Origin of the sequence: Methylobacter sp. sgz302048 (assembly GCF_052162025.1) — a bacterium.
Classification (GTDB): Bacteria; Pseudomonadota; Gammaproteobacteria; order Methylococcales; family Methylomonadaceae; genus Methylobacter.
On sequence record NZ_CP197401.1, the window covers coordinates 2,504,627 to 2,530,656 of the forward strand.

Annotated in this window: 18 protein-coding genes and 1 pseudogene; 3 read left to right on the plus strand and 16 right to left on the minus strand. The window is 46.8% G+C overall.

From position 1 onward, the window contains the following. Positions 1-708 precede the first annotated feature (708 nt). Both ACTNE6_RS11400 and ACTNE6_RS11405 read right to left on the minus strand, forming a co-directional pair. Positions 709-1,138, minus strand: a pseudogene (locus ACTNE6_RS11400) (IS701 family transposase); the annotation flags it as partial. Positions 1,139-1,142: 4 nt separating this feature from the next. Beyond that, a complete protein-coding gene (locus ACTNE6_RS11405; protein WP_442496781.1) occupies positions 1,143-1,772 on the minus strand; it encodes a PKD domain-containing protein in 630 nt (209 codons plus the stop codon). Positions 1,773-2,614: 842 nt separating this feature from the next. Here ACTNE6_RS11405 and ACTNE6_RS11410 point away from each other — a divergent pair. Both ACTNE6_RS11410 and ACTNE6_RS11415 read left to right on the plus strand, forming a co-directional pair. After that, positions 2,615-4,201, plus strand: coding sequence for a LamG-like jellyroll fold domain-containing protein (locus ACTNE6_RS11410; protein ID WP_442496782.1), 1,587 nt, complete (start codon positions 2,615-2,617; stop codon positions 4,199-4,201). A gap of 295 nt (positions 4,202-4,496) precedes the next feature. Beyond that, positions 4,497-5,882 (plus strand): hypothetical protein, encoded by a 1,386-nt coding sequence (locus ACTNE6_RS11415; RefSeq protein ID WP_442496783.1) that lies wholly within the window; start codon positions 4,497-4,499, stop codon positions 5,880-5,882. A 180-nt stretch (positions 5,883-6,062) separates the two neighbouring features. Here the strand turns inward: ACTNE6_RS11415 and ACTNE6_RS11420 are convergent, their stop codons facing one another. Then, positions 6,063-6,251 carry a hypothetical protein gene (locus tag ACTNE6_RS11420; protein ID WP_442496784.1) on the minus strand — a complete coding sequence of 63 codons (189 nt, stop codon included), beginning with the start codon at positions 6,249-6,251 and terminating at the stop codon, positions 6,063-6,065. 8 nt (positions 6,252-6,259) lie between these two features. After that, the gene (locus ACTNE6_RS11425; protein ID WP_442496785.1) at positions 6,260-8,506 is read right to left on the minus strand and encodes a DUF7948 domain-containing protein; all 2,247 of its coding nucleotides are present in this window, start codon (positions 8,504-8,506) and stop codon (positions 6,260-6,262) included. Between the two features lie 495 nt (positions 8,507-9,001). On the opposite strand from ACTNE6_RS11425, the gene ACTNE6_RS11430 reads away from it, so the two are divergent. After that, positions 9,002-10,354 carry a hypothetical protein gene (locus ACTNE6_RS11430; RefSeq protein WP_442496786.1) on the plus strand — a complete coding sequence of 451 codons (1,353 nt, stop codon included), beginning with the start codon at positions 9,002-9,004 and terminating at the stop codon, positions 10,352-10,354. 24 nt (positions 10,355-10,378) lie between these two features. Here the strand turns inward: ACTNE6_RS11430 and ACTNE6_RS11435 are convergent, their stop codons facing one another. From ACTNE6_RS11435 to ACTNE6_RS11490, 12 genes are all read right to left on the minus strand, one after another. Beyond that, the gene (locus ACTNE6_RS11435) at positions 10,379-11,803 is read right to left on the minus strand and encodes a class I SAM-dependent methyltransferase (protein ID WP_442496787.1); all 1,425 of its coding nucleotides are present in this window, start codon (positions 11,801-11,803) and stop codon (positions 10,379-10,381) included. 89 nt (positions 11,804-11,892) lie between these two features. Then, positions 11,893-12,822, minus strand: a complete 930-nt coding sequence (locus tag ACTNE6_RS11440) for a glycosyltransferase family 2 protein (RefSeq protein ID WP_442496788.1) — start codon at positions 12,820-12,822, stop codon at positions 11,893-11,895. A 201-nt stretch (positions 12,823-13,023) separates the two neighbouring features. Beyond that, on the minus strand, positions 13,024-14,964 hold the full coding sequence (gene asnB, locus ACTNE6_RS11445; RefSeq protein WP_442496789.1) for an asparagine synthase (glutamine-hydrolyzing): 1,941 nt from the start codon (positions 14,962-14,964) through the stop codon (positions 13,024-13,026). Positions 14,965-15,021: 57 nt separating this feature from the next. Further along, entirely contained in the window at positions 15,022-15,981 is a 960-nt protein-coding gene (locus tag ACTNE6_RS11450; RefSeq protein ID WP_442496790.1) for a glycosyltransferase family 2 protein, read from the minus strand. A gap of 27 nt (positions 15,982-16,008) precedes the next feature. Next, entirely contained in the window at positions 16,009-17,883 is a 1,875-nt protein-coding gene (gene asnB / locus ACTNE6_RS11455) for an asparagine synthase (glutamine-hydrolyzing) (RefSeq protein WP_442496791.1), read from the minus strand. A 225-nt stretch (positions 17,884-18,108) separates the two neighbouring features. Further along, positions 18,109-19,014, minus strand: a complete 906-nt coding sequence (locus ACTNE6_RS11460; RefSeq protein WP_442496792.1) for a glycosyltransferase — start codon at positions 19,012-19,014, stop codon at positions 18,109-18,111. Positions 19,015-19,451: 437 nt separating this feature from the next. Next, positions 19,452-20,567, minus strand: a complete 1,116-nt coding sequence (gene wecB, locus ACTNE6_RS11465) for a non-hydrolyzing UDP-N-acetylglucosamine 2-epimerase (protein ID WP_442496793.1) — start codon at positions 20,565-20,567, stop codon at positions 19,452-19,454. Positions 20,568-20,591: 24 nt separating this feature from the next. Then, positions 20,592-21,650, minus strand: a complete 1,059-nt coding sequence (locus ACTNE6_RS11470; protein WP_442496794.1) for a DUF354 domain-containing protein — start codon at positions 21,648-21,650, stop codon at positions 20,592-20,594. Positions 21,651-21,723: 73 nt separating this feature from the next. Further along, positions 21,724-22,479, minus strand: coding sequence for a CpsD/CapB family tyrosine-protein kinase (locus tag ACTNE6_RS11475; protein ID WP_442496795.1), 756 nt, complete (start codon positions 22,477-22,479; stop codon positions 21,724-21,726). Positions 22,480-22,546: 67 nt separating this feature from the next. Next, positions 22,547-24,265: a GumC family protein gene (locus ACTNE6_RS11480; RefSeq protein WP_442496796.1), complete on the minus strand. Its 1,719-nt coding sequence runs from the start codon at positions 24,263-24,265 to the stop codon at positions 22,547-22,549. A 76-nt stretch (positions 24,266-24,341) separates the two neighbouring features. Further along, positions 24,342-24,689, minus strand: a complete 348-nt coding sequence (locus tag ACTNE6_RS11485) for a hypothetical protein (protein ID WP_442496797.1) — start codon at positions 24,687-24,689, stop codon at positions 24,342-24,344. A 34-nt stretch (positions 24,690-24,723) separates the two neighbouring features. After that, complete coding sequence (locus ACTNE6_RS11490; RefSeq protein WP_442496798.1) at positions 24,724-26,028, minus strand: glycosyltransferase; 1,305 nt, start codon at positions 26,026-26,028, stop codon at positions 24,724-24,726. Between the last annotated feature and the right edge of the window lie 2 nt (positions 26,029-26,030).

Consider the following 26,030-nt stretch of genomic DNA (forward strand, 5'->3'; position numbering starts at 1 on the left):
CGGAGAGATAAAAATTCGCTATAACCTCCTTTTCAAACATTTTTGACTATTTCAATAAAGTCAATAAATTGACGGGATTGTTATTGCCTCTGTTATAGAGGCGAAAGAGGATCCGATTTGTGCTCGGATCCAGTTTATCTCCAGACCAGTCCGTATTTTCCTGTGCTGGTCTATCAATGACACTGACTATCCCTCGGTAGTGTTATCCTTACAAGTAAAGTCCCGTCGGTGATTATCATAATTGAAAACATCCATCGGCCTTCTCTCAAAAATATTATGAATAACCATAAACAAGGACATACCTGGCCGCCCCTCAATCCGTCTATCATAAAAAACGCAAACCCGTAGTCGGCAGCCTATAAAGATGACTGCGGATATGAGCCATCAGTTCATTCGCTTTTTTACTCGTCACGTACTGCGAAGCAGGATGATCGACATTGTCATGAGTGAAAAAGAGCACTTTGATATCTGCACCATAAACAGGATTGGAAAAGATATAAACCAAATGCTCAAATTTATTATGTCGGCATCCTTCCAAATATATTCATAAGCTACCAAATTGGCATCCGCATAGGCATGTCGATAAATCAATGAACGCCTTACTCTCGACTGAGCCGCTGGAGGCGTGACTTTTTGCGCCTTTTTCTTGCAAAAGAGATTTTTATCGCTTGTTTATCGGCGATTTCAAATTTCAGAAATTTAAATCACTTACATTAGGCCCTTATTGGATATCTCCTCAGAATCCAGTAAGGACCTAATAAAAAGCTTAGGCCGCAAGGCGGAAAGATTGGCTTTGTGTTTCTTCAAGCTCGCCAGCTTGAATACGGCATAGATGACCATAAACACAGAATTATTCTGTATGGTGACCGTGTAAATTGGAGATTTCGCCAATCTGGATTGACTTTCAGTGATTTATGAAATTCTTCGACTTGCCACCGTTTCCGGCAGATCATTGCGACCTGCTGGCCATCGCACGTTTAATCACCGCTCGCCAGATTCAACAAACCAGTGCTGTCGTCTTGGCTGGTAAAATCCTGCCGCATACCGCTTGTTTATCCGCTGAGTCCAGAGACGTTACCCGTACAAAACGCCCTTGTTTCTGGTCTTCCCAGTTGAGCATCATCAGCCTCGTGGCTTTTCAGCTACTCGCTTTCCCCTGCAGTTCCGCCCGTACCCTCCACGGTGATCAGGTTCCTCTTAGTTCTGGTGACACTTTCACTTGGTCCGATCAATGTCAGACTTACGCTATACATTCCTGGATTAGGGTAAGTCGCAGTGACGACTTCAGCAGTCGTGTTCGTTACGGAAGGAGTGATTGAACCAGGGAAATCCCATTTCCAGCTTATGACTGTCCCGCTGCTGACAGGTGCGAAGTTCACCACTAAACCTGGAGCGCCGCTGGTTGTACTAGTCGTGAAATCCGCCATTAGCGCCGCCTTAATAGGAACTATTTTGCTGACTTCATTGGCATAATTACTTTCGGTCTTCCGGACCGAATCATAGGCCTTCACCGCGAAATAATACTTTTGACCTTCTTGCAATCCGCATACCGTGAGCGAGGTCTTGTTGCCGGCATCAATGTTTGAGCTGTACTTGCCGCTGCTCTGGCCGTAGGAGACGATATAACCGCCGACATTGGGGGACTGGCTGGCATCCCAGGCCAGATTCACGCTGGCTGCGAAAAGTTGGCCGCCGAACAACAGGGTGAATCCGATCAATCCAAAGCGCAGAAACTGCTCGCGCGAGAAAATGTTTACAAAATAATTGTTCATAATAATTTTCTCTTCCTGAACATGTCTACTATCCGACTTTCAATATTTCGAAAGCTACCCGCCCCTATCCATTAAGCCCTCAAAAATTGAAAGTCTTATCCAACAATCCGGCTTTTCTTAACAGTTAATTCTTTGTAACCTCCAATCTTTCCCAAAAATAGCCGCGCTTAAGACTTCGGTAACAAACTGTTGGAAAAATCTAGGCATCAGCGGCCCTGATTGAGGTTGAAACTTCATTAACATGACAAGTTCCTGAATGGATTGGCAACCCAATATAAGCCTCCTCAGCGCTTGTGGCTTGGGATTGGCTTGGCTGACCGTCTCATTAAATCTATTTTTTAGGTGCTTCTACTTAAGTAATTTTACGTAGATTTAAGAGAGTTTTAATTAATGCTGCTTACTATTAGTCCTGCTTTAGTTACAAAGAGGAAAAAATATTTACATCTTTTTCAACTCAATTAGCGCTTTTAGAAGCTTTTAACATGTTGGGTTCATGGGGATCATACAGTCAGTTGGATGAGTGGCATAAGCCTTCAATCCCATTGGCGTCTGTGTTACGGCCATAAGTGATGATAAGGAATAATTTCAATTTTATTATCCGGCCGTTTAGTACGAATATCCATTAGTACAAACACTTATCATTGAACTGATGCTCAACTTGCTAGCATGAATTTTTAAATAGTTCCTTTGCTGTTTTTCAAATTCTATTTTTCGCCTTTATCACAAAAAAGAAAAACAAGACTAGCTTGTATCCGTTTAGTTGATCTTCCCCATAACATCTTAAAGTCATCTATTAACCTTAAGCCCGATTCCTATAATTTAAGAGGGCCATGGAAACAATTATGAATAGTTATTTAAAAAACACCTCTTCACGCAAGCTTTTTCTGCGTCCTGGACCTGCTGGACTCGCCCTGTTGCTGTTCAGCAGCCAACCTTTCGCAGCCAGCGTGAATCTGGCCTGGGATGCCAGCCAGTCCCCCAATGTCGGCGGTTATATCGTCTCCTACGGCCAGAGCAGCGGCAAGTACACGGACAATGTAGATGTCGGCAACAAGACCTCGCTCACGATATCGGGAGCGAAGGAAGGTGTCACATACTATGCCGCAGTGAAGGCCTATAATTCGGCCCGAACCAACGAAAGCGGTTACTCTAATGAAATTAGTAAGACAATACCTGCCACGACAAAAACTACCGTAGCAACTAATGGAGCCACTACCGGGGCAGCTAACGGAGTCACTAGCGGAGCAGCTGATGGAGCAGCTAATGGAGCCACTAGCGGAGGTACTGCAGGAGCGACTAATGGAGGTACTACCGGCCAAGTTACCAGTAATAATGGCTTGGTAGCAGCCTACGGATTTGAGGAAACCAGCGGCAATACGGTTGCGGATGCCTCGGGCAAAGGTAATCATGGCACTATTAGAGAAGCTGCCAGAATCGCCAAGGGTCGTTATGGACAAGCGCTGCAGTTTGACGGCGTGAATGATTGGGTCACGATCAAAGACAGCCCATCATTAGATCTTTCAACCAGCATGACTCTCGAGGCATGGGTCAACCCACAGTCTCAGGCTGGCGAAAAAGCTTTGATTGCGAAGGAACAATCCGGTGGAGCAGTCTATGGCCTTCTTAATGCAGATGCTAATGTACCTGCTGCTGGAATTTATGACGGGCAATACCATGTTCTCCCCGGCCAGAACCAGCTGCCAGTAAACCAATGGACCCACCTTGTGGTGACCTATGATGGACAATACGGACGGCTTTATATGAATGGCGTTGAAGTCGCCAAAGGCGCAGAAAAAAGCCTGATTCAAGCATCCAACGGCGAACTGCGCATCGGAGGAAACAGTACTTGGGAAGCCTATTTCAAGGGCCTTATCGATGAAGTGCGAATTTATAATCGCGCCTTGTCCGCAGCGGAAGTCCAGTACAACTTGAAGACTGCAATCAGTGTCTCAAACCCGCCGAAATTTGTTATGGGTGATAAAAACGAAGAGCCTTGGGTCGAATATGTACCTCAGGGCATTGCTCAAGCCTTCCAAACGGTATCCCAAAATTCCAGAGTGGTAACTCAAGTAAAAGTTTATCTGGACGTCAGCACAACCGCGAAACAACTGGTTGCAGGCATTTATGAGGATAATAAAGGGCATCCTGGCGCTCTTGTTGCTCAAGGCAAGTTGAGCACGATTAAGCCTGATGCATGGAACACAGTTTCAATTGCCGGAGCCGGTGTTACCGCTGGCAAACCTTATTGGATCGCGATCATGGGTGCGGATGGGGAAGTCGGATTCCTGGATCGTATAGGATCGGGCAAAGGTTTGATGGAGAGAAGCAGTGGCCGTAAAGCACTGAAAGAATTACCCGCCACTTGGACTGGTTCGAGACGTGGCTATAAAACCAATGCGTCGATGTCAGTCTATGGAAATGGTTATTAATACTGAATCACTAACTGTCTAGTTGACATACTGATGGAGCTGATACCGCATTGAGCGAAGTCAGCTCCACCTAGATTATTCCGGATAGCTAGCAACAACTAGTTAACACTGGGCTCTGTTAAAGCGGAAGACAGCTACTGACGAGAAGAGCGAGTACTACAAAAATCTGTAACACTGAATCTAATGTGTGATTTGATCTTAGTACAGCTGTCGAACAGTTTGCTCAAAAAAGGATGATGCGCCCAAGGCTCCGGATAACTTTATATAGTGATAAATCCTAATACAAAGAGGAAAAATGAAAACTATTACACTAGCAGCAATGCTTACTTTATCTCTATTCGCCACCGAAGCGGCGATAGCGGCTAATCATTACGTCAGAGCAGGCGCCACGGGTGCCAATAATGGTAATGATTGGAATAATGCTTACACTTCGCTGCCTTCCACATTGACGCGAGGCGACACCTACTATATAGCAGGCGGTAAGTATCCTGCCTATACCTTTGATGACCCTGAATCAGGCTCCTCTGTAATCACGATCAAAAAAGCTATCGCTTCTGATCATGGCACGGATACAGGCTGGCAAGCGACATACGGATCTACGCAAGCCGTATTTGATTCCCAGATTGTCTTTAACAGAAGCAACTATGTTTTTGACGGCCAAACAAGAAACGAAAACGACTGGTTTGATGGTGCATCGTATGGCATTCAGGTTTACCACAGCAATCAGCTGAACCAGAATATCATCATCGGCCCCAATGGCGGACCGGCGGCTAACAATATTACGGTAAAAAACGTTTATATCGACGCTCCGTACAAGAACCTGCCGTCGAACCAGACTATCCGCCAGTATGCCGTTGATACAGACACTTATGGCGGCCCTCAGCACACTGGCCTGGTATTCAGCCGCATGTATGTCCGCGGCAGCAATAATGTCTGGTTCCTACGCTCAACCACAGGAGCTATCGTTGAATACAGTGCATCTGATGGTGTAGTGAGCAATGGCGCCAACCATGGTGAGATCGTCAATCTTTACTATAGCGGTATTAACGCGGTAATTCGCTATAACAAGTTCAGAAACGCCTATCTGGACAGTGGAGGCACAGCTATTGTTGCCATTACCGACGGTCCTAACCCTATCCCTGGCGCGGGCAGCGGGCTGGAATTCTACGGCAACATCGTTTACAACTTCCAGACTGGGGATGCTTCTATCGGTTTCGATGGCTATGCAAAAGGATTTAAGACTTCCAACAGCAAAGTTTATAACAATACCTTTATCGGTAGCATAGGTGGTAACGCGGGTACTGCATTTGGCGGTGGGGCGAACAATCTGGTCTATAACAACCTGTTCATAAACAACAGAGGTGTCGGTTTCGATGGCGGGCCTGGAACGGTTAATGACTATAACGGGTTCTCCGATTCGAATGCGCGCGGCCAAAGCCATGCTCAAACCAATGTTCCAACTTCCATTTTTGCTAACTTTAATAGCAATGATTTTTCATTAAAATCACCCACAAACGCCGGCTATTCTTTATCTTCGCCTTACAATAAAGATTTGCTGAGCAATACAAGAGGAACTGATGGAAAATTTGATATCGGAGCATATGAATTCGGAGGCAGCACCCAAAGCGCCACAACAGGCACATCTACCCTCCTGCCTCCGACCAACCTCAGAGTTCAGTAATATCTGAACTGTTGTTAACTGCGAGTATAACTCTCTGCATCTTGCCAGAGGTTATCTCAAATTAACTTATAACCCACTGGCTTGAAGCTAGTGGGTTGTCATTAATTAAGTTACCTCCGGCATAGCCGGAGGTTTATTGGGTTACGCCCTCAAAGGGCTCTTATTGCGGCAAGCCGCCGCTCATATCCAGCTTGACTGTCCAAAATATTCATCCTGGCTTTCCTGATGCCGGATATATTCTCTAACACTGACTCCATCCAAACCCGCCTTTGAAACAAAATATCCCCGTGCTCCAGAGTGTTCGCCATTGAAATTTCTCTGTCTTCCCTTAAATTGCCTGGCAATGGCTATTGCGCTCTTCCCTTTCAAAGTTCTTATCAGTTTCCGATTTTTGTCACGAAGGCATCGCTAAAAAAACTGCTGCCGCCACGAAACGTTGGCTGCAGGGCATTCTTGGTCGGAAAATCCTTGGAAGAGGTTCTTCCTGTCACATAGGCCTGGCCTTGCTGATCAACGGCAATACCATTGGCCAGATCATCTACTTTCCCGCCGAGGTAGGTCGCATAGCGCAACGCCTTGCCGTCGGGCGTGAGCTTGGCGACAAAAGCATCAACCTGGCCGCCTGAAGTTGGCTGCACAGCATTCACTGCCGGGAAATCGGACAATTCGGTCCATCCTGCCACATAGGCCTGACCCCATCGATCCACAGCGATACCGAAGCCTACCTCAAACCCGCTGCCGCCCAGGTAGGTTGCATAGCGGAGCGCTTCGCCATTGGCCGTGATTTGGGCGACATAGGCATCTGTATGATGGCCTCCGCCGCCGAGAGTAGGCTGCAAGGCGTTTACGGTTGGGAAGTTGGTCGAATTGGTTACGCCTGTCACATAGGCGCGGCCTTGCTGATCCACGGCGATGCCCGAGCCTGAATCGCCATCGCTTCCGCCGAGATAAGTGGAATAGCTCAGCGCCGAACCATCGGCTGTAAATTTGGCGATAAATGAATCATCAGGACCACCGCCAAAAACAGGTTGCAGAGCTTTCTCAATCGGGAAGTCGGATGATCGCGTATTCCCGGTTACATAGGCCCGGCCCTGCGTATCCACAGCGATATCCAGGCCCTCGTCGCGCTCCCTCCCGCCCAGGTAAGTCGCATAGCGGAGCGCTCCACCATCGGCCGTGAGCTGGGCGACGAAGGCATCGGCACTTCCGATGAGAACAGGCTGCAGGGCGCTCATGATCGGGAAGTCGTCCGAGCCTGTAGTCCCCGTCACTGAGACTTGTCCCTGCCGGTTTACGGCGATGCCCGCGCCCTGGTCATCCGCATTCCCGCCGAGGTAAGTCGCATAGCGCAATGCCGAGCCGTCGGCCGTGAGCTGGACCACGAAGGCATCAGAAAAACCGCCGCCGAAGTTGGGCTGTACGGCATTCACGACCGGGAAGTCTGCCGAGCCAGTCGATCCTATAACATAGGCCCGACCTTGTCTGTCCACGGCGATATCAAAGCCAATCTCATTCCCTGTCCCGCCAAGGTAGGTGGAATAGCGTAGCGCCGAACCATCGGCTGTGAACTGGGCGATGAAGGCATCGCCAAGATTGCCATTAGTACTGCCTATAGCCGGCTGTATGGCGCCCGCGGTCGGAAAATTGGCTGAGGTAGTCTGTCCTGTCACATAGGCTCGCCCTCGCGTATCCACGGCAATACCGAAGCCCTCATCGCCCCCGCTCCCGCCCAAATAGGTTGAATAGATCAGGACCGGGTCAATGATCAGTGGCTTCGTGACGTCGTAGGAGTCCACCTGAAAACCGAGCGACTGACCATCCTTGAGCATATAGCTGCCGCCGATGGATTTGCGGATACCGCCTATCTCCTGATAGACGACCGGCTTGTGCATGCGAAGTAAACCGCTGTGCGTATGCAGCACCAGTTCTCCTGCCGAGCTGATATCGATTTTGTCGGCACCCCGGAAAGCCAGTTTGATCTGGCGGGGATCGGCTCCTGGCGCCACCACAAAGTCATACTCCAATTGCCTTTGGTTGCCGTAGTATATCAAGTCCACGCCCGGATAGAGGCTCTCATAAGCGACCTTAGCATAGGTCTGTACTCCTGTGAGCCATTGTTTGGGATCTTGGCCGACCAGGTAGTTGACCCGTCCGGACAGCGCTTCCTTGCCTACGATTCGGGGAGCAGGGTTCGCTCCGATAAATTGCATCCGCAGCACCGCCCCTATCATCTCGGCAGAAGAGGAAAACTTCGTATTGGGCAGAAGCGAAGGAGAGAATTTGGGATTAGGCGGCGATGAAGGAGAAAATTTTGAGGAAGAGGGAGTCTTGGCCTGGGCCTGAGATTTCTTCAGGCTCAGCACCGCTTCTCCGGGCGTCAGAAACAGTGTGTAACCCTGGCCTCTGGCGAGGAATTTAACCTGAGTATCCGCCTGGCCCTGATTGCCCTCAAAGCTGAGCGGCAGCTTCCCGTAATTAGATTGCGTACGAGCCTTCGCATCTGGAGCCATTGACGAAGCGGCTGATGCAGGAAGGGGCATAAAGGCCAGATAGACTATAACTGCGGTCATGCCGCGTAGACGCATACCATCCCTATTTGATGCGCTGAATTGAATCGGTTCCATGAGAACCTCCTAATGTTAAGGTGAAATTAACCAAAGACAGATATATTTCATAGGGATGGAGGATGAGGCGTAATGGAACAAAAAATCGGGTTAAGCGCTAATGTGGCGAGCAAGCAAGTGAAGGCCATTTTATTGCGCACATATGTATCGCTCTCAACAACATCTCCCAGTTTGAAAAAATCGCCCCTTAACCTGAGATGGATTTTGTAAACAAAATGGTAGATACACCAGACCGTACAGTCAATAAGGTAGAGTACTTAGTCGACCAAAAGAAGATGAGGTGGCCCCTGATTATCAACGTTTTTATGTCGCCTTAAAATATTTTCCACACGGAATCATTCTATTCTGGCTTATTCAGAATAATGACATTACTATTGGTTGTGATGGTGTATTCTTATGTCGGCTGATTTCAAATAATTTCTTTTGCCAACAATTGCACCGCTTGCCTCCCGATTCATAAACCAGAAATGATCATATCCCTGTTATTGGAGCAAAATGAACAGTATAACTATTGTTTTTTTGGTGATTAATACGGTTGCATTGTTAGCACTCCCAAAACGGTGGGCTGCCCTGCCCTTTCTGGTTGGAGCCTGCTACTTTCCCCTCGGGCAGGGGATTGAACTGGGGCCCTTCAATTTTCCCGCTCTGCGAGTACTGGTCATCATTGGGCTCGTCCGGGTGATTATACGCGGCGAACGCATAGCGGGGCGCTTGAACAGCCTTGACGCATTGATGCTGCTCTGGGCCGCCTGGGCGCTCATCAGCCCCGTCTTTCATAAGGATGTCATGGGCGTGCTGGTAAACCGGCTCGGCCTTGTTTACAACTCGTGCGGCATTTATTTTTTTCTTCGCGTTTTTTGCCAATCATTGGACGATGTGGTTAAGCTAGTCCGCATCACAGCCATCCTATTGATTCCACTATCTGCCGAAATGCTTTATGAACACTTTAGAGGGCACAATCTGTTCTCGATGCTGAGCGAAGAAATTCCGGAAATGTCTTCAGTTCGCAATGGCAGGGTTCGCGCTCAAGGGCCGTTTGCGCATTCAATTCTGGCAGGAACGATTGGCGCCGTATGTCTGCCGTTAATGGCGGGCCTCTGGCAACAACACAGAAAAACCTCCCTGGCAGGAATTATGACATGTTGCCTGATAGTTTTTGCATCATCTTCCAGCGGACCGATTATGAGCGCATTTTTTAGTATTGGCGCTTTATTCATGTGGCATTGGCGAGACAAGATGCGGTTGCTCCGGTGGCTTTCAGTTTTGGCCTACATTGCGCTGGATCTGGTTATGAAAGCTCCTGCCTATTATCTTATAGCACGAATTGATTTGGCTGGTGGCAGTACGAGCTGGCACAGGGCTGTAGTGATCGAAGCCGCCATAAACCATTTCTCGGAATGGTGGTTTGCGGGCACGGATGTCACTCGCCACTGGTTAGCTTATGGCGTTGAATGGAGCAAGGATCATATTGACATCACGAATCACTATATATTGATGGGAGTTTATGGCGGACTGCCTTTAATGTTGCTGTTCATGGCCATCCTGGGCAAAGGATTTTCCTTCGTGGGGCAAGGCTTGCAGCAGGCGAACCACTTACCACAGGATAGTTCTCCATTTATGGTATGGGCTTTCGGAGCGTCCCTCTTCGCGCACGCCGCCACACTCACGTCGGTTTCATATTTTGACCAAACTTTTGTTTTTTTCTATATAACTCTTGCAATTATTAGCTCAAGAGCCACCAGGATGACGGAATCGCCTGTCAGTCAGAAGAGTGCCCGCATTCCCTCTCGCGCCCCGATAAGGCGCTCTTTTTCCTATAATAAACCAGTGAGTATGAGAAAAAGTTAGTAATGAAATTCTCCCGGCTTCGTCTCAGTTACTTCTCCGGTTGGCAGCAAACACAATGTTTCGAGTCACCGTTCCTTTGGGTAAGCTGGACACCAGCATGGACAAAGGACCCAATGAGACAAACTCTTTATAGCTCACGTCCAGAGGATAAAGGTCGCTGGCTTTCAGCCATTCATTAACTATCGCCGAGCTTGTCAGATTCAGATTTGTCTCGTTAAAACCGCCGGCCAGCCGAGCGAATTTCTGACCATACTTCTTGCTCTCCCCACGCAATAGCCCGGAAATTCGCCTGCTCAGGCTCAAATTCGGAACACTGCCCACAAGAACACCGTTCTCATTCAGCAGCGTTTTCAACCTTGAAAGAACCGCTACAGGATGAGGTAGATGCTGGAGAATTTCCGGCAAGACAATTGCATCAAATCTTCTCTCGGCAAGCATGCCAAAGGCCTGTTCGAAATCAGCCGGCGTGACAGTAACTCCCGTATTTTCTACCAGTTTGGCAATTACTGAATCAAGAGGTATTGCTACTACGTTTTTGCCTTTTTCTTTCAGATGAGCTTCCATCTCACCCCACCCGCAACCCACCGTGAGAATATCCTGGGCGCCGGGTGGGATGAACTGCAAAAGATCGTGTCGGCATGATTCATAATAGCTCTTATCCCAATGTAAGGTATCCAGACGCTTCTCGGTAATGAATAACTTCTCGGCAGACCTTTTTTGCTCTAGGATTTCCAGCAAAGCCTCAGTCTGCACTTTGAATTTGTCCTCATGTAAGCCGCAAAGACCCAAGTACTTGTTGGGCAAATGATGCAATTCGAAGTCTTGCAGATGGGATAAACAGACGACTCTCGTGAATCCGCATTGAGTATAAGGATCAGTTGACGCACAGCACAGCAAGTCGTATCGGCCACAATGCGGCGGCACCAAAAATCCTCCTGATGCCAGAGCCTTGCGGAGTTGAGCCTGGGTCAAAATATAGCAGGCCGAATGCGCGTTCGAAAATTGAGCAAAAATGAAATCACCGGATTTTCTCACCGAATTGGGAATCCAATGATAGGAACCATGGGCTTGCGGGTAGTTTTTCTTGCCATCGGGATACAATTCATACTGTATAAAGCCAGGCAAATAGTTATCTCCGAGCTCATCAGATGCCTTCAAAAAAGCGTGTATGTTGCGCTCTCTAATCAGCATATCGTCTTCGGTATATATAAAAAGATCATACTTGTCGACATTGTCCGCAAACAACTTTTTATGACCGAACGGGAGAGACCATGGCTCCTTTGACGGAAGCCCTACAAGAACTTTGACATCATTTCCATAATCTTTCGGGGCCTCGGACAGGACAAAGATGTCCACGTCAAAAGGCATGGCGCGGTATTCCTGAATCAGGCGCTTTGCGTACTCAACGTTCTTCGTGCCGAAATTTGCAATAGATACCAATATCTTCATGTTTACTCCTGCTAAATTTAGTAATCGGCTTAACCTGAAACTTCTCTCGCCAGCTCTGCCGATATTACGGAAACGATTGGCCTATGGTGTCAGCTGTTTTGCCCTGACCGGAACATTGCACAAGACAATAAGGCTGTTTTCACCAGACGTTTCATATTGAGCGGCTCCAGGCTAAAAGCTGTCCAGGCCGCTCCCGCCGCTTCCTGAAAACGATCCTGATCGGCCAATCTGTTTGCCAGATGAGACCACTTGGCGGCCAGACGCTTGTTGGCAACAGCGTGCGCCTTCGGGTACGCCCCCGCTGTTCGAGCTTTGATATTGCCGAAGACCTTGATTAAACTGCGTATGGATTCTTCGCGCTCATGACCTATCTGATTGATATGAAAGCGTCTTCTCAGCAAGGGTTCAGAGAAATAGCAAAATGGTATTTTCAAGGAAGCTCTGCTGAACCAGTCTTCATCCTCGCCATAACACAGACTTTCATCAAAGAGTCCTATTTCCAGAAATGTGCTTTTCCTGCAAAGCAGCGTTCCCAGATGAAAGTATCGCCCTTCGGCCACGTCAAGGACAGGATCGATCACATCGCCAGACGCATCGCAGCGCGGCCACATCACATCTTCGCACTGATCCAGAAACTCTCGGTCTTCTTCACGATCGACAAACCATTCCACACCCTCAAAACACAAAACATTCTCGGTCCGTACCTTATCTATCTGAGTTTTGAGTTTTTCCGGCGCCCAGAGGTCATCACTATCCAGGAAGGCCAGCAGCTCACCGCGACTTTCCTGGATACCGCGGTTACGTGCGGCGCTGACACCTTGGTTGCCTTGATAGATATAACGGATATTTTCCCTATAAGGCATGAGGGCGTCGCGCGTTCCATCCGTCGATCCGTCATCGACTACGATAATTTCAAGATCATCGATATCCTGATCAAGAACGCTGCCCACCGCTTCGGTAATGAACAACCGGCGATTAAATGTCGGGATTATGACTGTAATAGACTTTACGGACTGCATGAATAGTCTCTCCGAACAGGGATAAAAAAATCTTTTTGTCAAACGCTTCAGTGCTCAGGATAAAGCCGGCAGCCAAGCTGCTTTGGAGCGTTGCCGTAGTCTGCTTTGTTTATGCACGTTTCTCTCTGTTTCTTACTCCGGACACTTCGCCGGCCCACCGCAAATCAAAACATGCAGATTCTTCCTGGAATTATCGTCCTGTTAACATGAAGCAGTGGACACATTAGTTATATCCGCCCTCTGGACTATGCTCCCTTGGCTACTGTTAATGAATTGCTGGTGTAATAACTCGAGCACGAGCAGACTGAAAACCTCTTGAGAATAACCGTCCGCCCGCTGGTTCATTTCGAGCAATTTCGTCAGCCCTTCCCTGCAAAAGTAACTTCTTAGATTACTGTTGGGATTTAAAACTGTTTCAAAAACTAATTCCTTCAATTCCGTTTTCAGCCATTTGTCATAAGGCACCGGGAAACCGCTTTTCTTTCGCTTGAGAATCGCATCAGGAACGGAATCCCTCAGGGCCTCTTTCAGGATACGTTTGGTCGTCAGTCCTTTAACCTTAAAATGTGGCGGCAGCGAAGCCGCAAATTCAAGTACCTGGAAATCAAGCAACGGCACCCTCAGTTCAACTGAGGTCGCCATGGTCATTTTATCCGCCTTGACCAGCAGGTCATCCGGCAACCAGGATTTAGTATCGACATAGAGCATTTGATGAAGCAGCGGAAGACTGTCCGCTTGTTCAAAAAGACTTCGCGTAGGGCCATGGGATATCCCTGGCCCGAGCAGGTCTAAGAAATCTTTCTGGTAAAGGGATTTTTTTTGGCGATTGAACGGCGTGTCGGGCGTTGCCGTACAACTGAAGTAGTACTGCGACAACGGAAGATCAATGATCCTGGCGTATTTTCTAATACGCTCCCACCCCAGATGCGCCAGCGCATCGACCCCGAAACTCAAGGGGCTTTTCGCGCCTCCCAGGACCGATTTCAGTCTTTCCAGCGCAAGCAGCTTTCTGTATTTGTTGTAACCGCCGAACGCCTCATCTCCTCCTTCGCCTGACAGCAAAACCTTGACCGACGACTCCCGAGCCAGCCGCGACACTAAATAAAGCGCGAAAGCTGGCGGCTCGCAGACCGGTTCCTCCATGTGCCAGATATATTTGGGAAGCAGGTCGCCAAACTCGCCTGCATTAATGGTTATCTCCTGATGTATGGCGCCGTAATGTTGGGCGGCAAGCCTGGCGTAAGGTCTCTCATCAGGAAAAGCCTCGCCATCAAAGCCAACAGTGAACGTATGAAGCGGCTGGCCGCTCTGTTCGGTCGCATAGCGCAATACGCCGGTCGAATCCACGCCTCCGCTCAGCAGCACGCCGACTGGCACATCACTGATCATGTGATCTTTAACCGTGTTCATCAGCAGGTCCTGAAGAGATTTCGTCGCGTCCTCGAACCGCTCCCAATGCGCGGTGTTGAACTGCAAATTCCAGTACCGGCGCTTCCTGATCCGGCCTTTACTTACCGTCAGATAATGCCCGGGATCAAGCTTGTATATGTTCTCAAACAAAGTGTCATTTCCCGGCAGATAATAGTACGTTAAAAAGCGATCAATGCTACGCGCACTAATTCTTCTGGTGACTGAAGGATCCACGAGCAAGGATTTAATTTCGGAAGCAAACAGGAGAGCCTTTCCGGTATCGGTATAGTAAAGCGGTTTAATGCCAACGCGGTCGCGGGCCAAGAGAAGCATCTGCTTACGTTCGTCCCAGATGGCGAAGGCAAACATACCCTGCAGACGTGACACACACTCCGCCCCTAATTCTTCATAAAGGTGGACGATGACCTCCGTGTCCGTGGCGGATTTGAAGATATGGCCTTGAGCTTTCAATTCCGATCTCAGTGAGAGATAGTTATAGATCTCGCCATTGAAAACGATCCAGACCGTACCGTCCTCATTACACATAGGTTGGGAACCGGTGTTCAGATCAATAATGGATAACCGCCGATGCCCCAGTCCAATAGGTCCTTTTACATGACGCCCTTCACCATCAGGCCCACGATGCGCGATCACATCTGCCATCCTTTTAATGAGATCAGGATTAACTGATTGTCGACCGTCAAGAGAGAGTTTACCTACGATACCACACATATAGTTATCTCCAGTCTGCGGATAGTTCTGGCAATGGTTGAAAATTAATGGCCGGTTTCATGACTGGTTCGATACTGCTGTCTTGAGCCCCAAGCTCCAAGCCAGGATAGTCCACCATTTTTTCAACGATGAATTCCATGATGGCTCGCTCTGCCTGAGACAGTGCAGAGGCAATAAAATCACCAGCACAAGCAGTCGCCCGATTGCCGAAACCGCAATAGAAGCCCGATAGGCTGAACCATAAATATTCCCTCGATTTTTTTTCATGTATCGCCAGAGAGATTCACGCGCCATAACAACCGAGAATTCACTGGGGCCTTTCTCTGTGCTGCCTCCGCCGAAATGAATGACAGAGGCAGTGGGGATATAGTAATTTGAATAACCGATCTGCCTGATTTTGTAGCAGAGTTCCAAGTCTTCAGCGTACATGAAATAATCCTCACTGAAGAGACCCGCCTGCTCAAACACCGAACGCCTCAACATTAAACAAGCCCCGGAGATCATATCCACCTTCGCCGGCTCATTCTTGGCTCCGAAAAGCGAATTCATACCCCAAAGCGATGACCTTGGGAATAAGAACCGCAGATATTCAGAACTCAACATTTGATTAAGTATCGTCGGAAACGCCTGGATACAACTGGTCTGGACGGACCTGTCCGCATTGAGCAGCTTGCAGCCGACTGCTCCGGCTTTTGGCAGCATTTGAACAGCGTCAAACAAAATATTGATAGCCGGACCGATGAGTTCGGTATCCGGATTCAAAAACAGGACATACCGGCCAGTTGACTCTCTGAAGGCCACATTATTCGCTTTGGCAAACCCCAGATTTAGATCGCTCTGTATAAATCGAACCTGCGGGTAGCACCGCTTGAGCATTTCGTCGGCACCATCGTAGGATGCACTATCAATAACTACGATTTCAAAATCAATATTGCTTGTCCATGCGAAAACCGATGCTATGCACTTTTGCAGATAATCTTTGGAGTTCCAATTGACAATAATAATTGATAGATCCATGTCATCCTCTCGTGTAGATATAGGTTGCTAGCCGATAAACTTCCGGTGCCACAATTCGAATGAAAGCAAGAGATAAATATGGCGGCGAAACTGGTCTTTACCTTCTCTATCATTGGCTAACATCTGACGAATGAACTTCTGGTCAAAGAATAAGGCCGAAGCCGAATCCGACCCCAGAAGATATTCCTCCAGGTAACTCCGCATCCCTGTGCGGAACCATTCTTCGATGGGATTTGCAAAGCCTTTTTTCTTACGGTATATCACATCCTTTGGCAGCCATTTCTGCAGAGCCTTTTTGTGAAGGTATTTTCCTGTAAAACCGTGCAGCTTTAAGTCTGGAGGCAGACTTTCAATAAACTCTACCAGCCGATAATCCAGAAAGGGAACGCGGACTTCGAGCGAGTTCGCCATGGCGGTCTTATCCCCTACCATGAGAAGATCATCAGGCAGGTTTGCTCGCGTATCAACATAGAGCATCTGCGTAACAGGATCCAGATGGTTAACGTCTGATTGCAGGTGACGAATTGCCTCTTTGGATTGATATCCGTTAACGAAGACCTTCTCTTTCAGGGCTGTCTCGAAGAGCTGACGCTTCATATCCTCGCTAAAAAACGAGTAAACCTTGGTAAACCGGGTCAGCATATCGGGTTCTCCAAGAGACGTGACGCCTCTCTTTAACCGTTCGAAGCGCCCAGGCATTCGGGTGACAGCCCATGCGATCGAATCCGTAACAGGGAATGGCAGGCGGTTGTATAGGTTCGAAAGCTTAATACCGATATAACGATCGTAACCGGCCCAAGGCTCATCCGCTCCTTGTCCGGTCAAAGCGACTTTGACATGCGTGCCAGTCCCTTTTGCCAGAAAGTAAAAAGCGCTAGCAGCCTCATGCCCGACAGGTTCTTCGATATCCCATAGGAAGCTGTTGTAATACTCGATGTAATCCTTAGCACCCACCATTTCGAAGTGGTGTTCGGCTCCGAACATATCGGCAAGCAATCGGGCATCCGCAACTTCATTAGTTTTTTCTCCTCCCTCAAAACCGAGCGTGAATGCCTGGATCCGTCCAGGAGAATACTTGTTCATGATGGCCAGAAGGACGCCTGAATCGATACCGGAACTGAGAAACAGCCCCAACGGCACATCACTGCGCAATTGCAGCCGCACGGCATCGTCGAGCAGTCCCTGATATTCTTCTATCAATTCCTGTTCATGCCATTTTTTTCTTATTTGAGGGATCCATTTCCAAAATCGCTCTGTTCTGGCAGAACTCATATTTACCAGCATCGAATGCCCGGCAGGCAGCTTAAAGATCTCCTTAAACAGAGTTTTCGGTGAAGGGACATATCGAAATGTAAATAGCTCGGCCAACGATTCAAGATCAACTTCGCGCGGGCAGCCGGAATGCTGCAATAATGCCTTGATCTCAGATGCAAACAGCAATTGGGTTCCTATCCAAACGTAATAGAGTGGTTTGATGCCCAGGTGATCTCTCGCCAGGAACATAGTTTTTTCGCGTATATTGACTACTGCGAAGGCAAACATTCCATTAAAACGATTAACACACTCAGTACCCCACTGTTCGTAGGCATGGACAATAACCTCGGTATCGGAAAGTGTTCGGAACTGATGTCCTAAAGCTGACAATTCCTCTCTCAATTCGATATAGTTGTAAATTTCACCGTTGAAAACGACTTGTAGTGTTTCATCCTCATTCGGTATGGGCTGTGCGCCACCCTCCAAATCAATAATGCTGAGCCGGCGATGTCCCAATCCGATTCCGCCATTCACAAAAAAACCTTCGCCGTCCGGCCCTCGATGCTTGATAACAGCATTCATTCGCTCGAGAGTAAGCTGGTCAATGGAATTTCCCGACTGATCAAAGATACCACAAATACCGCACATAACAGGCCTTGCCTCCGCATCAATTATAAGTAGATTTCTTTAAAGTATCAGCCAGTGCCAGCGCAAGGCATCATGCGAATACTCTTGATCTCTTTTGTTTTCCTTTGGAATATCTCCGTCTAATCATGCAAAAGCTCTGTCGAGTGACAGTTTTCCCGACTTTAGCTTTGTGGTGTAATGTCGATATGTAAGTCAGCTTGGCCACTGATGGCGGCTACAGCGTAACTACACATTTTTTTGCACCCAGGACGAACGCCTTAAGAAGCGTATGAGCTTGCTGCGCTGTTCTGCCCGTAAATACTGGACAACATCCGGTGGCAAAACAATTGGTGCTCTGTTGATAACGCTCTTTAAATAGCCATAGAGGATAGCCGCGCTTCCTGCAATTCTTGGCTGGTCCATCAATCGATACATACAGCGCAAGCACAGAAACATGAAGCCATATCCTAGCGATTGAAAACGCTGTCCATCCTTTATTTTCGACACCAGCGGACTGACTGTTGCCGTACCCGTTCGACGATGTTCAAACACGCGAAGATCAGGAAATGTCCGCGTCTTCCATCCTTTCATGCGCGCCATAATCTCCGCTGCGGCATCGATCCCGCCTTGAGGCAACACCAAATATCCGCCTATCTGCTCAAAGCATCCGCGCCGGAACAATTGCACCGCCCCGGCCACGCTGTCGAGCGCAACCTCCTGGCTGACAAACTTATCGCCAATACAGGTAGAAACCATTCCTCCGGCGATTCCAAGATTTGGATCCTTGGCGAACTCATGCAGAATCCTCTCAAAGTAGTCCCTCTCTAAAGAGATGTCGGCATCCAGGTTTCCTATATACTGATAGTTATAAACCTGAGCTTCGGCCAGCCCCCGATTAAAAGCCCTGACTTTGTTTCCGAAGTGTCTCTCGCCTGATCGCTTTAAATTAATCAACTGAAGAAATTCATGCTGAGCGAGATACTGCTCAACAATTTCTCCTGTATGGTCTGTTGAGTTATCGTTCACTACAATCCACTTGAGAGGCCGGACATTTTGGCTGATCATTGAATGAATTGTTTTCTCAATGAATGCCTCCTCATTGTGTGCTGGAGTAATAACAACATAAGGAAATACAGATTGCTCAAATTCCATAGCCCCACCAATACGCCTAAGCATTAAATACAATAAGAAGTTGATAAATTTCCTGTCGGCCATGACCGGCAGACAGACAAAAGTTTTTATTAATCGGAGCTTAAGTGCTGCCCAAACCCCACATGCCTTGGCTGCAAAATGCTGCAGATGCAGTTCGGGATTCCCGACTTAATAAATTAAATTTGTTTAAACATACATGCTCATGATTTACGCTGGCCAAAATTACTCCGCAGGATTTAGAACAGTTTTTTCCCTCTTTTGAATCACTCCATTTCCCAGTTCTCAGTAACTGCTCCCGCATAATCTAGAGCTCCTGCTTTGAGTATGCTACTCTCTGCTTCCTTATCCACATTCCGGTGGATAAAGGTAAAAATGCGTAATTCCTATACGCTGATTTTTAATCGCTCATTTCACCGTTACCAACGCTCTAGCTTGTATCAACTAGCTTCAATAAGGCTGTTTATAATTCGTTCCGATGCCCGGCCATCCCAGAACGGCGGTATCTGGCTGATAGCTGTACTACGACCAAGTACCTCGTCTATATCGGCGGACAGTTGATCCAAATTTGTAAGCTTATTGCTGCCCATCGTGATCGTAACCGGACGTTCAGTATTCGGTCGCAGCGTCAGGCAGGGGGTTTTAAAATAAGTACTCTCTTCCTGAAGACCGCCGGAATCAGTAAGTACCAATCGCGCCGACTCCGTTAAACACAGGGAGTCGTGATAACCAAACGGCTCCACGATACGCAGCCCTTTGCACTCATCAAGCGGAATACCGAACCTCTCACACATTTTGCGTGTTCGAGGATGCATCGGAAACACTACAGGGAGCTCGCCAGCGATGCGTTGCAACTCTTTCATGATCATGGAGAGACTGGCCTGGTGATCCACATTGGAGGGACGATGAAGCGTCACATAGATAAAAGCCTTCTTAACTAATCCCAGTCGGCTTAGAACTTGACTGGCCTTCGCTTTTTCAACATTTGCCACTAAGGCATCAATCATGACATTGCCGACAAGTTTTATCTTTGAGTCTGAAACACCCTCTCTTCTTAGATTTTCATCTGCATCAGCCGAAGGTGTTAACAACAGATCCGCCAATGAATCTGTGACAATCCGGTTCACCTCCTCAGGCATTCCTCGATCGAAACTGCGCAGACCAGCTTCCACATGCGCCACTTTAATGTCAAGTTTCGAACAAACCAAAGTGCATGCCATAGTCGAGTTAACATCTCCAACTACCACTACCCAGTCTGGTTTTTCCTTTTCACAGACAGGCTCAAATTTCATCATCACATTGGCAGTCTGCATGGCATGAGATCCAGAGCCTACAGCCAGATTAATGTCTGGCGCGGAAATACCAAGATCAGAAAAAAAAATGTCAGACATTTTTTCATCATAATGCTGACCGGTGTGAATCAATCGATGCTCCAGCCGTACTCCATGGCTAGCCGCATTTTCAGAGTATTTCCGTATTTGCTGGATAATGGGAGCTACTTTCATAAAGTTCGGTCGGGCTCCTGCAATGATGAGAATTTTAAGTTTTTTACTCATGATCAGCTCCTGGCTAGAATACTGCTATAAACTGCTAGGGTAATTCTCTTTAATCATTATGGCGTCAATATGCTCTACTATTCCGCTAAGAGCTTTTCGGGGAACTAATCCTGTTGAGGTTGCCTCTTTACTGCGGTGTTGAAGCAGGATTTTATTGCTCACCTCATCAACATTTCCTATCAATACTAGCCGTCCTTCATTTTCCAGTTGGCGGTCCACCGCCCCACTTTTGCCCCGGAAGATACTGTAGACAGGAATATTCAATGCCGCCGCTTCACGATTCATCGTCCCTCCCCCGCTAACCACCAGGTCAGAATGCCAAAGCAGATTAAGTCCATCTACTGCCTTTGCAGGGATAATGACATTAAAGTCTGCAAACCACTGCGGCCAGTTCTCTCTGATTTGCATTTCCTGAAGCTTATTCCTCGGCAGGAGGATCGACTTGATTCCTGGTGTAGAACAAACCCGCTCCATGAATTCAACAAAAAGGGTTTCACTCTCCGGATTATGGTAGTGCGCCTCATTTGCTGGCGGACGAACTGTCACTATAACATCGTCACTGTTAAGATTAAGCTCGGCAGCAAGGCTTGGATCTGGAATGAATTCAGGCACGTAAACATCTTCCTTGATCCCCTCATAAGTAAGAATTCTCTCTTTCGCTTTGCACTGCAGGAGTTCATTAGAGAGCGCCTTTGGAATAATTTCCCAGCGTGGTTGCAATAATAATGGAGTTTGCGCATGCTCGTAGTCCATAATCATTACGGTCGGAATCCGAAGAAGATTACATAACAGAATTTGCGATCGAGAACCATGAGAGAGGCCTAGCACGGGCTTTTCACGTATGACAAACGAAAGCAATTGTAGACTGCGCCAGCAAAGCCCCAACACTTTAAAAAAAGGATTCTTGCCGTAATGTCTGCCTATCTTTTTATAGTCCAGGCCACAAAGAGTGGCTAATTCGCAAACTTGAAAAGCATCGCGCGCAGTCAATACAACGGTATATCCTTTCTTTTCCAATTCCCGTATTATGGGTTTGAAAAAAGGCACATGCGGTGTATTATCAAGATCAATCCAAATTTTCATAAGCTTTTGAAGTAATTAAGAAATATATTAATTCCGGATTATGCCTACCATAGTCCTGAAAGCAATGTCAAGTTCAAGCTGTCTCATTTGCGTATCTATATTGATATGTTGGAATTGATTGACTTGATTTATTCACGACCAATCCAAGCAGATTCGTCTGCTCCAGAATGTACATGGCATCTTGAAGCTCGTCGGAAGTATTCTTTCCATCCTCTACAACCAGTAGAGCAGCATCGATATAAGGCATAAACAACAACGCATCATCCGCTGCAAAGAGGGGCGGAAGATCGAAAATAATAATCCGGTCTTTATAACGCGATTTAATCCCCTGAATCAGATTGAACATTTTCCGGGATGAGATCAATTCCGAAGCATTGTTGTCGGAATTGTTGCCAGGTAAGACTACCATGCGCTCAATACCGGGATTAATTAATGCATCTTCCAAAGAAACGTCCCTTTCCAGGCAATCGACAAGCCCAAATTCCCATTCAAGCCCCAGATATTGACCTACACTTGGGCGCCTAAGATCGGCATCAACGATAAGAACGCTTTGGTTTCCCTCTATAGCTATAGCAATAGCGAGATTAACAGATACAAAAGTTTTGCCTGCGCCTGGCGTCGCGCTGGTTATGGCAAAACTGTTCCAATTATTCTCTCGAATCTGTCTGAGGACATTCGTCCGGAGCACACGAAAAATATCGGCTCGAGGATCATTGTAGAGCCCCATAATAACTCGATTATTCTGCAATACATCCGGATCAATACTGACCGTTTGAGTTTTTGTGTATCGGATCGAGTCGAGCGAGTGTCCATCAGTACTGTTAATCATTGATTATTCTCCAATTAAGGACGTAACTACATGATAACTCTCATATTACTAATAACTTGATGTTGATTCATGTTTGCGGTGCCGGAAGGAAAAATATGAGCATTACAACAGTAGTCAACATGATGAAAAACATCCCTATCCAGACTACAATCTTCCTCATTCGATTCTGCTTCACAAACCGGTCTTCCAACTCGGCAGGCGATTCGATATAGGGGACTACCACTAACGGCATAAGTCCTGTCACTTCGCTAATTGCTCTATACCCCCTTACGCCAGGATCCAAAAATTCTAATAAAAAGGCAAAACCAAGGCCGGCAACAATCCCTATAAAAGATCCGCCAATGGCCACTATTCTTCTGATCGCTTTTTCCGGATGAGCTGGAACGACGGGTTGCTCGATGAGGGTGAGAGTTTGACCCTTCTGTTGCTCTTCTAATGTCTGGACAAGCTTGGCATCCAGCCATTTTTCCTTGAGCTGAGTGTATTTCTTCATGATGTTGTCTCGCTTCCTTATCAAATCGGTATAAGCCATTTCTATTTGAGGGGCCTGCGAGAGAGTATTTTGTGTTTTTTCAAGCTTTGTTCTCAAATACTCCTGTTTCTGCATCAAGGACTGAAGCTCTGATTGACTGCTTTTATATTGCGCTTCTACACCCAGATAAGCGGGATTGATAACATTCACGGCTTCATCCTGTCCCTGCTGCGGGCGTGGATGCGTGTTTTTCAATTGTTGTTGCAGTCTGTCAATCTGTTTTCTGCGTTTTTCTATATCAGGATGATTGCCGGCATATTTCCTTTCCAATAATTCAAGTTCGCCCTTAGCCTCTGCCAATTGTTTGAGAGCATCCGACTCGGCCGACTGCTCTTCAAAAGTAGGGTCCAATGCTTTTATCTCTCGCTTCAGGCGAACCAAAGACGGATGCGAAGGGGAATAAATGCTGGAGTATTGAAGGTACTTTGCCCGCAAAAGCCTTAGGGCCTCAGCCTTGCTTTTTGGTGTTTTGTCATCAAGTCTACTGGGCAGTTCCTGCTGTGCTCTCGCCAACTCCGCTGCCAAAAAAATGATCCTTTCCTTCGTAGCGCGGATTTGAGCGTCGGTATCTTTCAGCTCGCTCTCCGCACGATCTATCGCAGCTAAATTCCCTTGCACCTGTTCCGGCAGAATGAAGTTATGTTTTTCCTTGTATTTTGCAATTTCGCTGTCAATTTCCTGAAGCTCCTGGTTTAACTTGTCCGATTCCTCCATGAGAAAGCCCGTCGCTCTGATAGCCCGCTGAGCTCTGGCCTTATCATTTTGCTCGATGAATTGGACGGCCAGCTTGCTCGCTATCTCTTTTGCCTTAATTGCATCGCCATCATTAAATGAAATATTAAAGGCGATCTCGGCCACTCCAGTACTGGTCTCGGGCGCTAAAGAAGAAGTGACTAACTTAACTTCAACTTTCTTTTTGAATAAATTCGCCAGTTCATATTTTGTATAGGCATCCTTGATATCGTTGTAAAGACCATTTGAATCAATAATCGAAAGCACATTATCGGTCGTCATGACCTTTTGATAAATTGTTTGAATTTGCTCTTCCGCATAATGCGATGCTGTGGATTCGAAAAAGTTTGTCGGAATGGGGGCTTCGATCAGCATTGTTGCCGTTGATCGATAAACTTTGGGGAGGTTATAAGCGACGGTTACCGATATGAAGCTTACCAGCAACCAGATAGCTACAATGTAATGCTTGCGCCGCTTAACAAGGTCAAGGTAATCCGTAAGTGTTTTAATGTTTTGTTTCATAAGTAACGGACTCGTAGCTCATTTAATTGTGTGTTAAGTAGTAGTTACTTATTTCGATACATTTAGATTTAATAAGTCATTCAAAAAATAAGTAATTTCCAGCTTTTCGACCCTGCTGAGACAGCCGCAGAATATCAAACATATAATTGTGCCTGGCACAGTTAGTTACATATAATGACGATAGTCCTTGATGAACCTTGGCTCGTTCTAACTTTTCGTTAAAATTATCGACATCCTTTAGGACCATCGACCCCAAAGACAAGTTCAGCCTGTTAGAAACAGGGCCTTCATGAAATTGGCGATCATCACCAATTTCAGCCTCTGACAAAAAAATCCCGAACGTAATCCAAACCATTTCGAATGGTTTTTCCATTATTGAGTGAGCTCGACATTTCACTGCATCTTCATTAATTTCCAAAAGCATTTCCCTAATCTCTTGATAAAACATTCATTAACAATTAGCATTTCTGACGAGCAAGAAATGTACTTGCTGCTGCCTTTAAAACAAATCCTACTTTTTCAATTATCAATTTGCGAAAGCGCTTCCATCGCGCAAATAAATAACTACTTTGCTCTTCCACTTTCCACTTTACTATTTGTCTTTCACAATCACTTGAATTGGAATGATTTGTATTGATCATTTGCAAAATCAATATTCCATAATCAAAGACCGATTTCACTACCCTGCAAAATTGCCAACATACTCCGCAATCTAGATCAGCCAATTCCTTAGTCGTTCCGCAATCGATCGAAAGTTTTGTAAAAAGAGCCCCTTCCAATGGCTCATTCCCGATACTGTATTCGTCAATTGCCTTCAGTCTATAAATATCTTTGAGAACCGGTAAGATAGATTCTTTGATCTGTGTGAAATTTTTATCTGTTCCTATTTTTGATAAATGGGCACAACAATAAATAATACGGCGCAGGAATGCTTCTTCTTGTTCTGGAATAGCCTGTTTTAGTTTTATCAGCATAGAAAGGAATTGTAAGTGCATTTCAACACACGCATCAGGATCATTTTTCATTCTTTCTGACCAGGATCCGTTTGCCTCTCTACGATAAACACTCATTGGTCTATTCATATAATATGCTCCATTCCGTGAACCAAAAACTTCCACAATATGGTCCCCCACAGGAGATATCCTTGCATCAAACCAATCTTGAATCGACATTATCAGGCTTCGGCGGACCATGATGCTTGCTGTAGGCATAAAACCCATTGCATAGTTTATGTCACCATCAATCACCTCTGATAAGGTATATACCTTATCAGTTGAAGAATTAACATGACCGAGAATTATTGTTTGTTGTTTTTCGGATTTAAAATAACTACTATGAAAAGTGATATCGATTTTTTTCAACCTTGAAAGCACGGCCACTTGTTCATGTAGTTTTTCAGGATCAATCCAATAATCATCTCCTTCACAATAGGCTATAAATTCTCCTCGACATGCATCATTAACCTGACGAAAATTTCTATGCATCCCAACATTTTGTTCCGGGTAAATCACCCGAATGAGGTGCGGATAACGGCGTTGGTAATCCAGTGCTATCTCTCGAGTATTATCGGTTGAACAATCCTCGCCAATAACCAGCTCAATGGGAAAATCGGTCTTCTGGGCGATCACGCCCTCGATGGCTTCGGCCAAGTACAGGCCGTGGTTGTAGGTTATCATATGGACGCTGACGATGGGCGCTAAGATCATCACCGCCGGATCACTGACTTCAGTGTATTTTACTTCACAGGTCGCTTCTTGGTTCATTG

Bases quoted from the DNA above. Each gene is read 5' to 3' on its own strand.
- ACTNE6_RS11405 (WP_442496781.1), bottom strand. From the start codon at position 1,772: ATGAACAATTATTTTGTAAACATTTTCTCGCGCGAGCAGTTTCTGCGC.
- ACTNE6_RS11410 (WP_442496782.1), top strand. From the start codon at position 2,615: ATGAATAGTTATTTAAAAAACACCTCTTCACGCAAGCTTTTTCTGCGT.
- ACTNE6_RS11415 (WP_442496783.1), top strand. From the start codon at position 4,497: ATGAAAACTATTACACTAGCAGCAATGCTTACTTTATCTCTATTCGCC.
- ACTNE6_RS11425 (WP_442496785.1), bottom strand. From the start codon at position 8,506: ATGGAACCGATTCAATTCAGCGCATCAAATAGGGATGGTATGCGTCTA.
- ACTNE6_RS11430 (WP_442496786.1), top strand. From the start codon at position 9,002: ATGAACAGTATAACTATTGTTTTTTTGGTGATTAATACGGTTGCATTG.
- ACTNE6_RS11435 (WP_442496787.1), bottom strand. From the start codon at position 11,803: ATGAAGATATTGGTATCTATTGCAAATTTCGGCACGAAGAACGTTGAG.
- ACTNE6_RS11440 (WP_442496788.1), bottom strand. From the start codon at position 12,822: ATGCAGTCCGTAAAGTCTATTACAGTCATAATCCCGACATTTAATCGC.
- asnB (WP_442496789.1), bottom strand. From the start codon at position 14,964: ATGTGTGGTATCGTAGGTAAACTCTCTCTTGACGGTCGACAATCAGTT.
- ACTNE6_RS11450 (WP_442496790.1), bottom strand. From the start codon at position 15,981: ATGGATCTATCAATTATTATTGTCAATTGGAACTCCAAAGATTATCTG.
- asnB (WP_442496791.1), bottom strand. From the start codon at position 17,883: ATGTGCGGTATTTGTGGTATCTTTGATCAGTCGGGAAATTCCATTGAC.
- ACTNE6_RS11460 (WP_442496792.1), bottom strand. From the start codon at position 19,014: ATGGAATTTGAGCAATCTGTATTTCCTTATGTTGTTATTACTCCAGCA.
- wecB (WP_442496793.1), bottom strand. From the start codon at position 20,567: ATGAGTAAAAAACTTAAAATTCTCATCATTGCAGGAGCCCGACCGAAC.
- ACTNE6_RS11470 (WP_442496794.1), bottom strand. From the start codon at position 21,650: ATGAAAATTTGGATTGATCTTGATAATACACCGCATGTGCCTTTTTTC.
- ACTNE6_RS11475 (WP_442496795.1), bottom strand. From the start codon at position 22,479: ATGATTAACAGTACTGATGGACACTCGCTCGACTCGATCCGATACACA.
- ACTNE6_RS11480 (WP_442496796.1), bottom strand. From the start codon at position 24,265: ATGAAACAAAACATTAAAACACTTACGGATTACCTTGACCTTGTTAAG.
- ACTNE6_RS11485 (WP_442496797.1), bottom strand. From the start codon at position 24,689: ATGCTTTTGGAAATTAATGAAGATGCAGTGAAATGTCGAGCTCACTCA.
- ACTNE6_RS11490 (WP_442496798.1), bottom strand. From the start codon at position 26,028: ATGAACCAAGAAGCGACCTGTGAAGTAAAATACACTGAAGTCAGTGAT.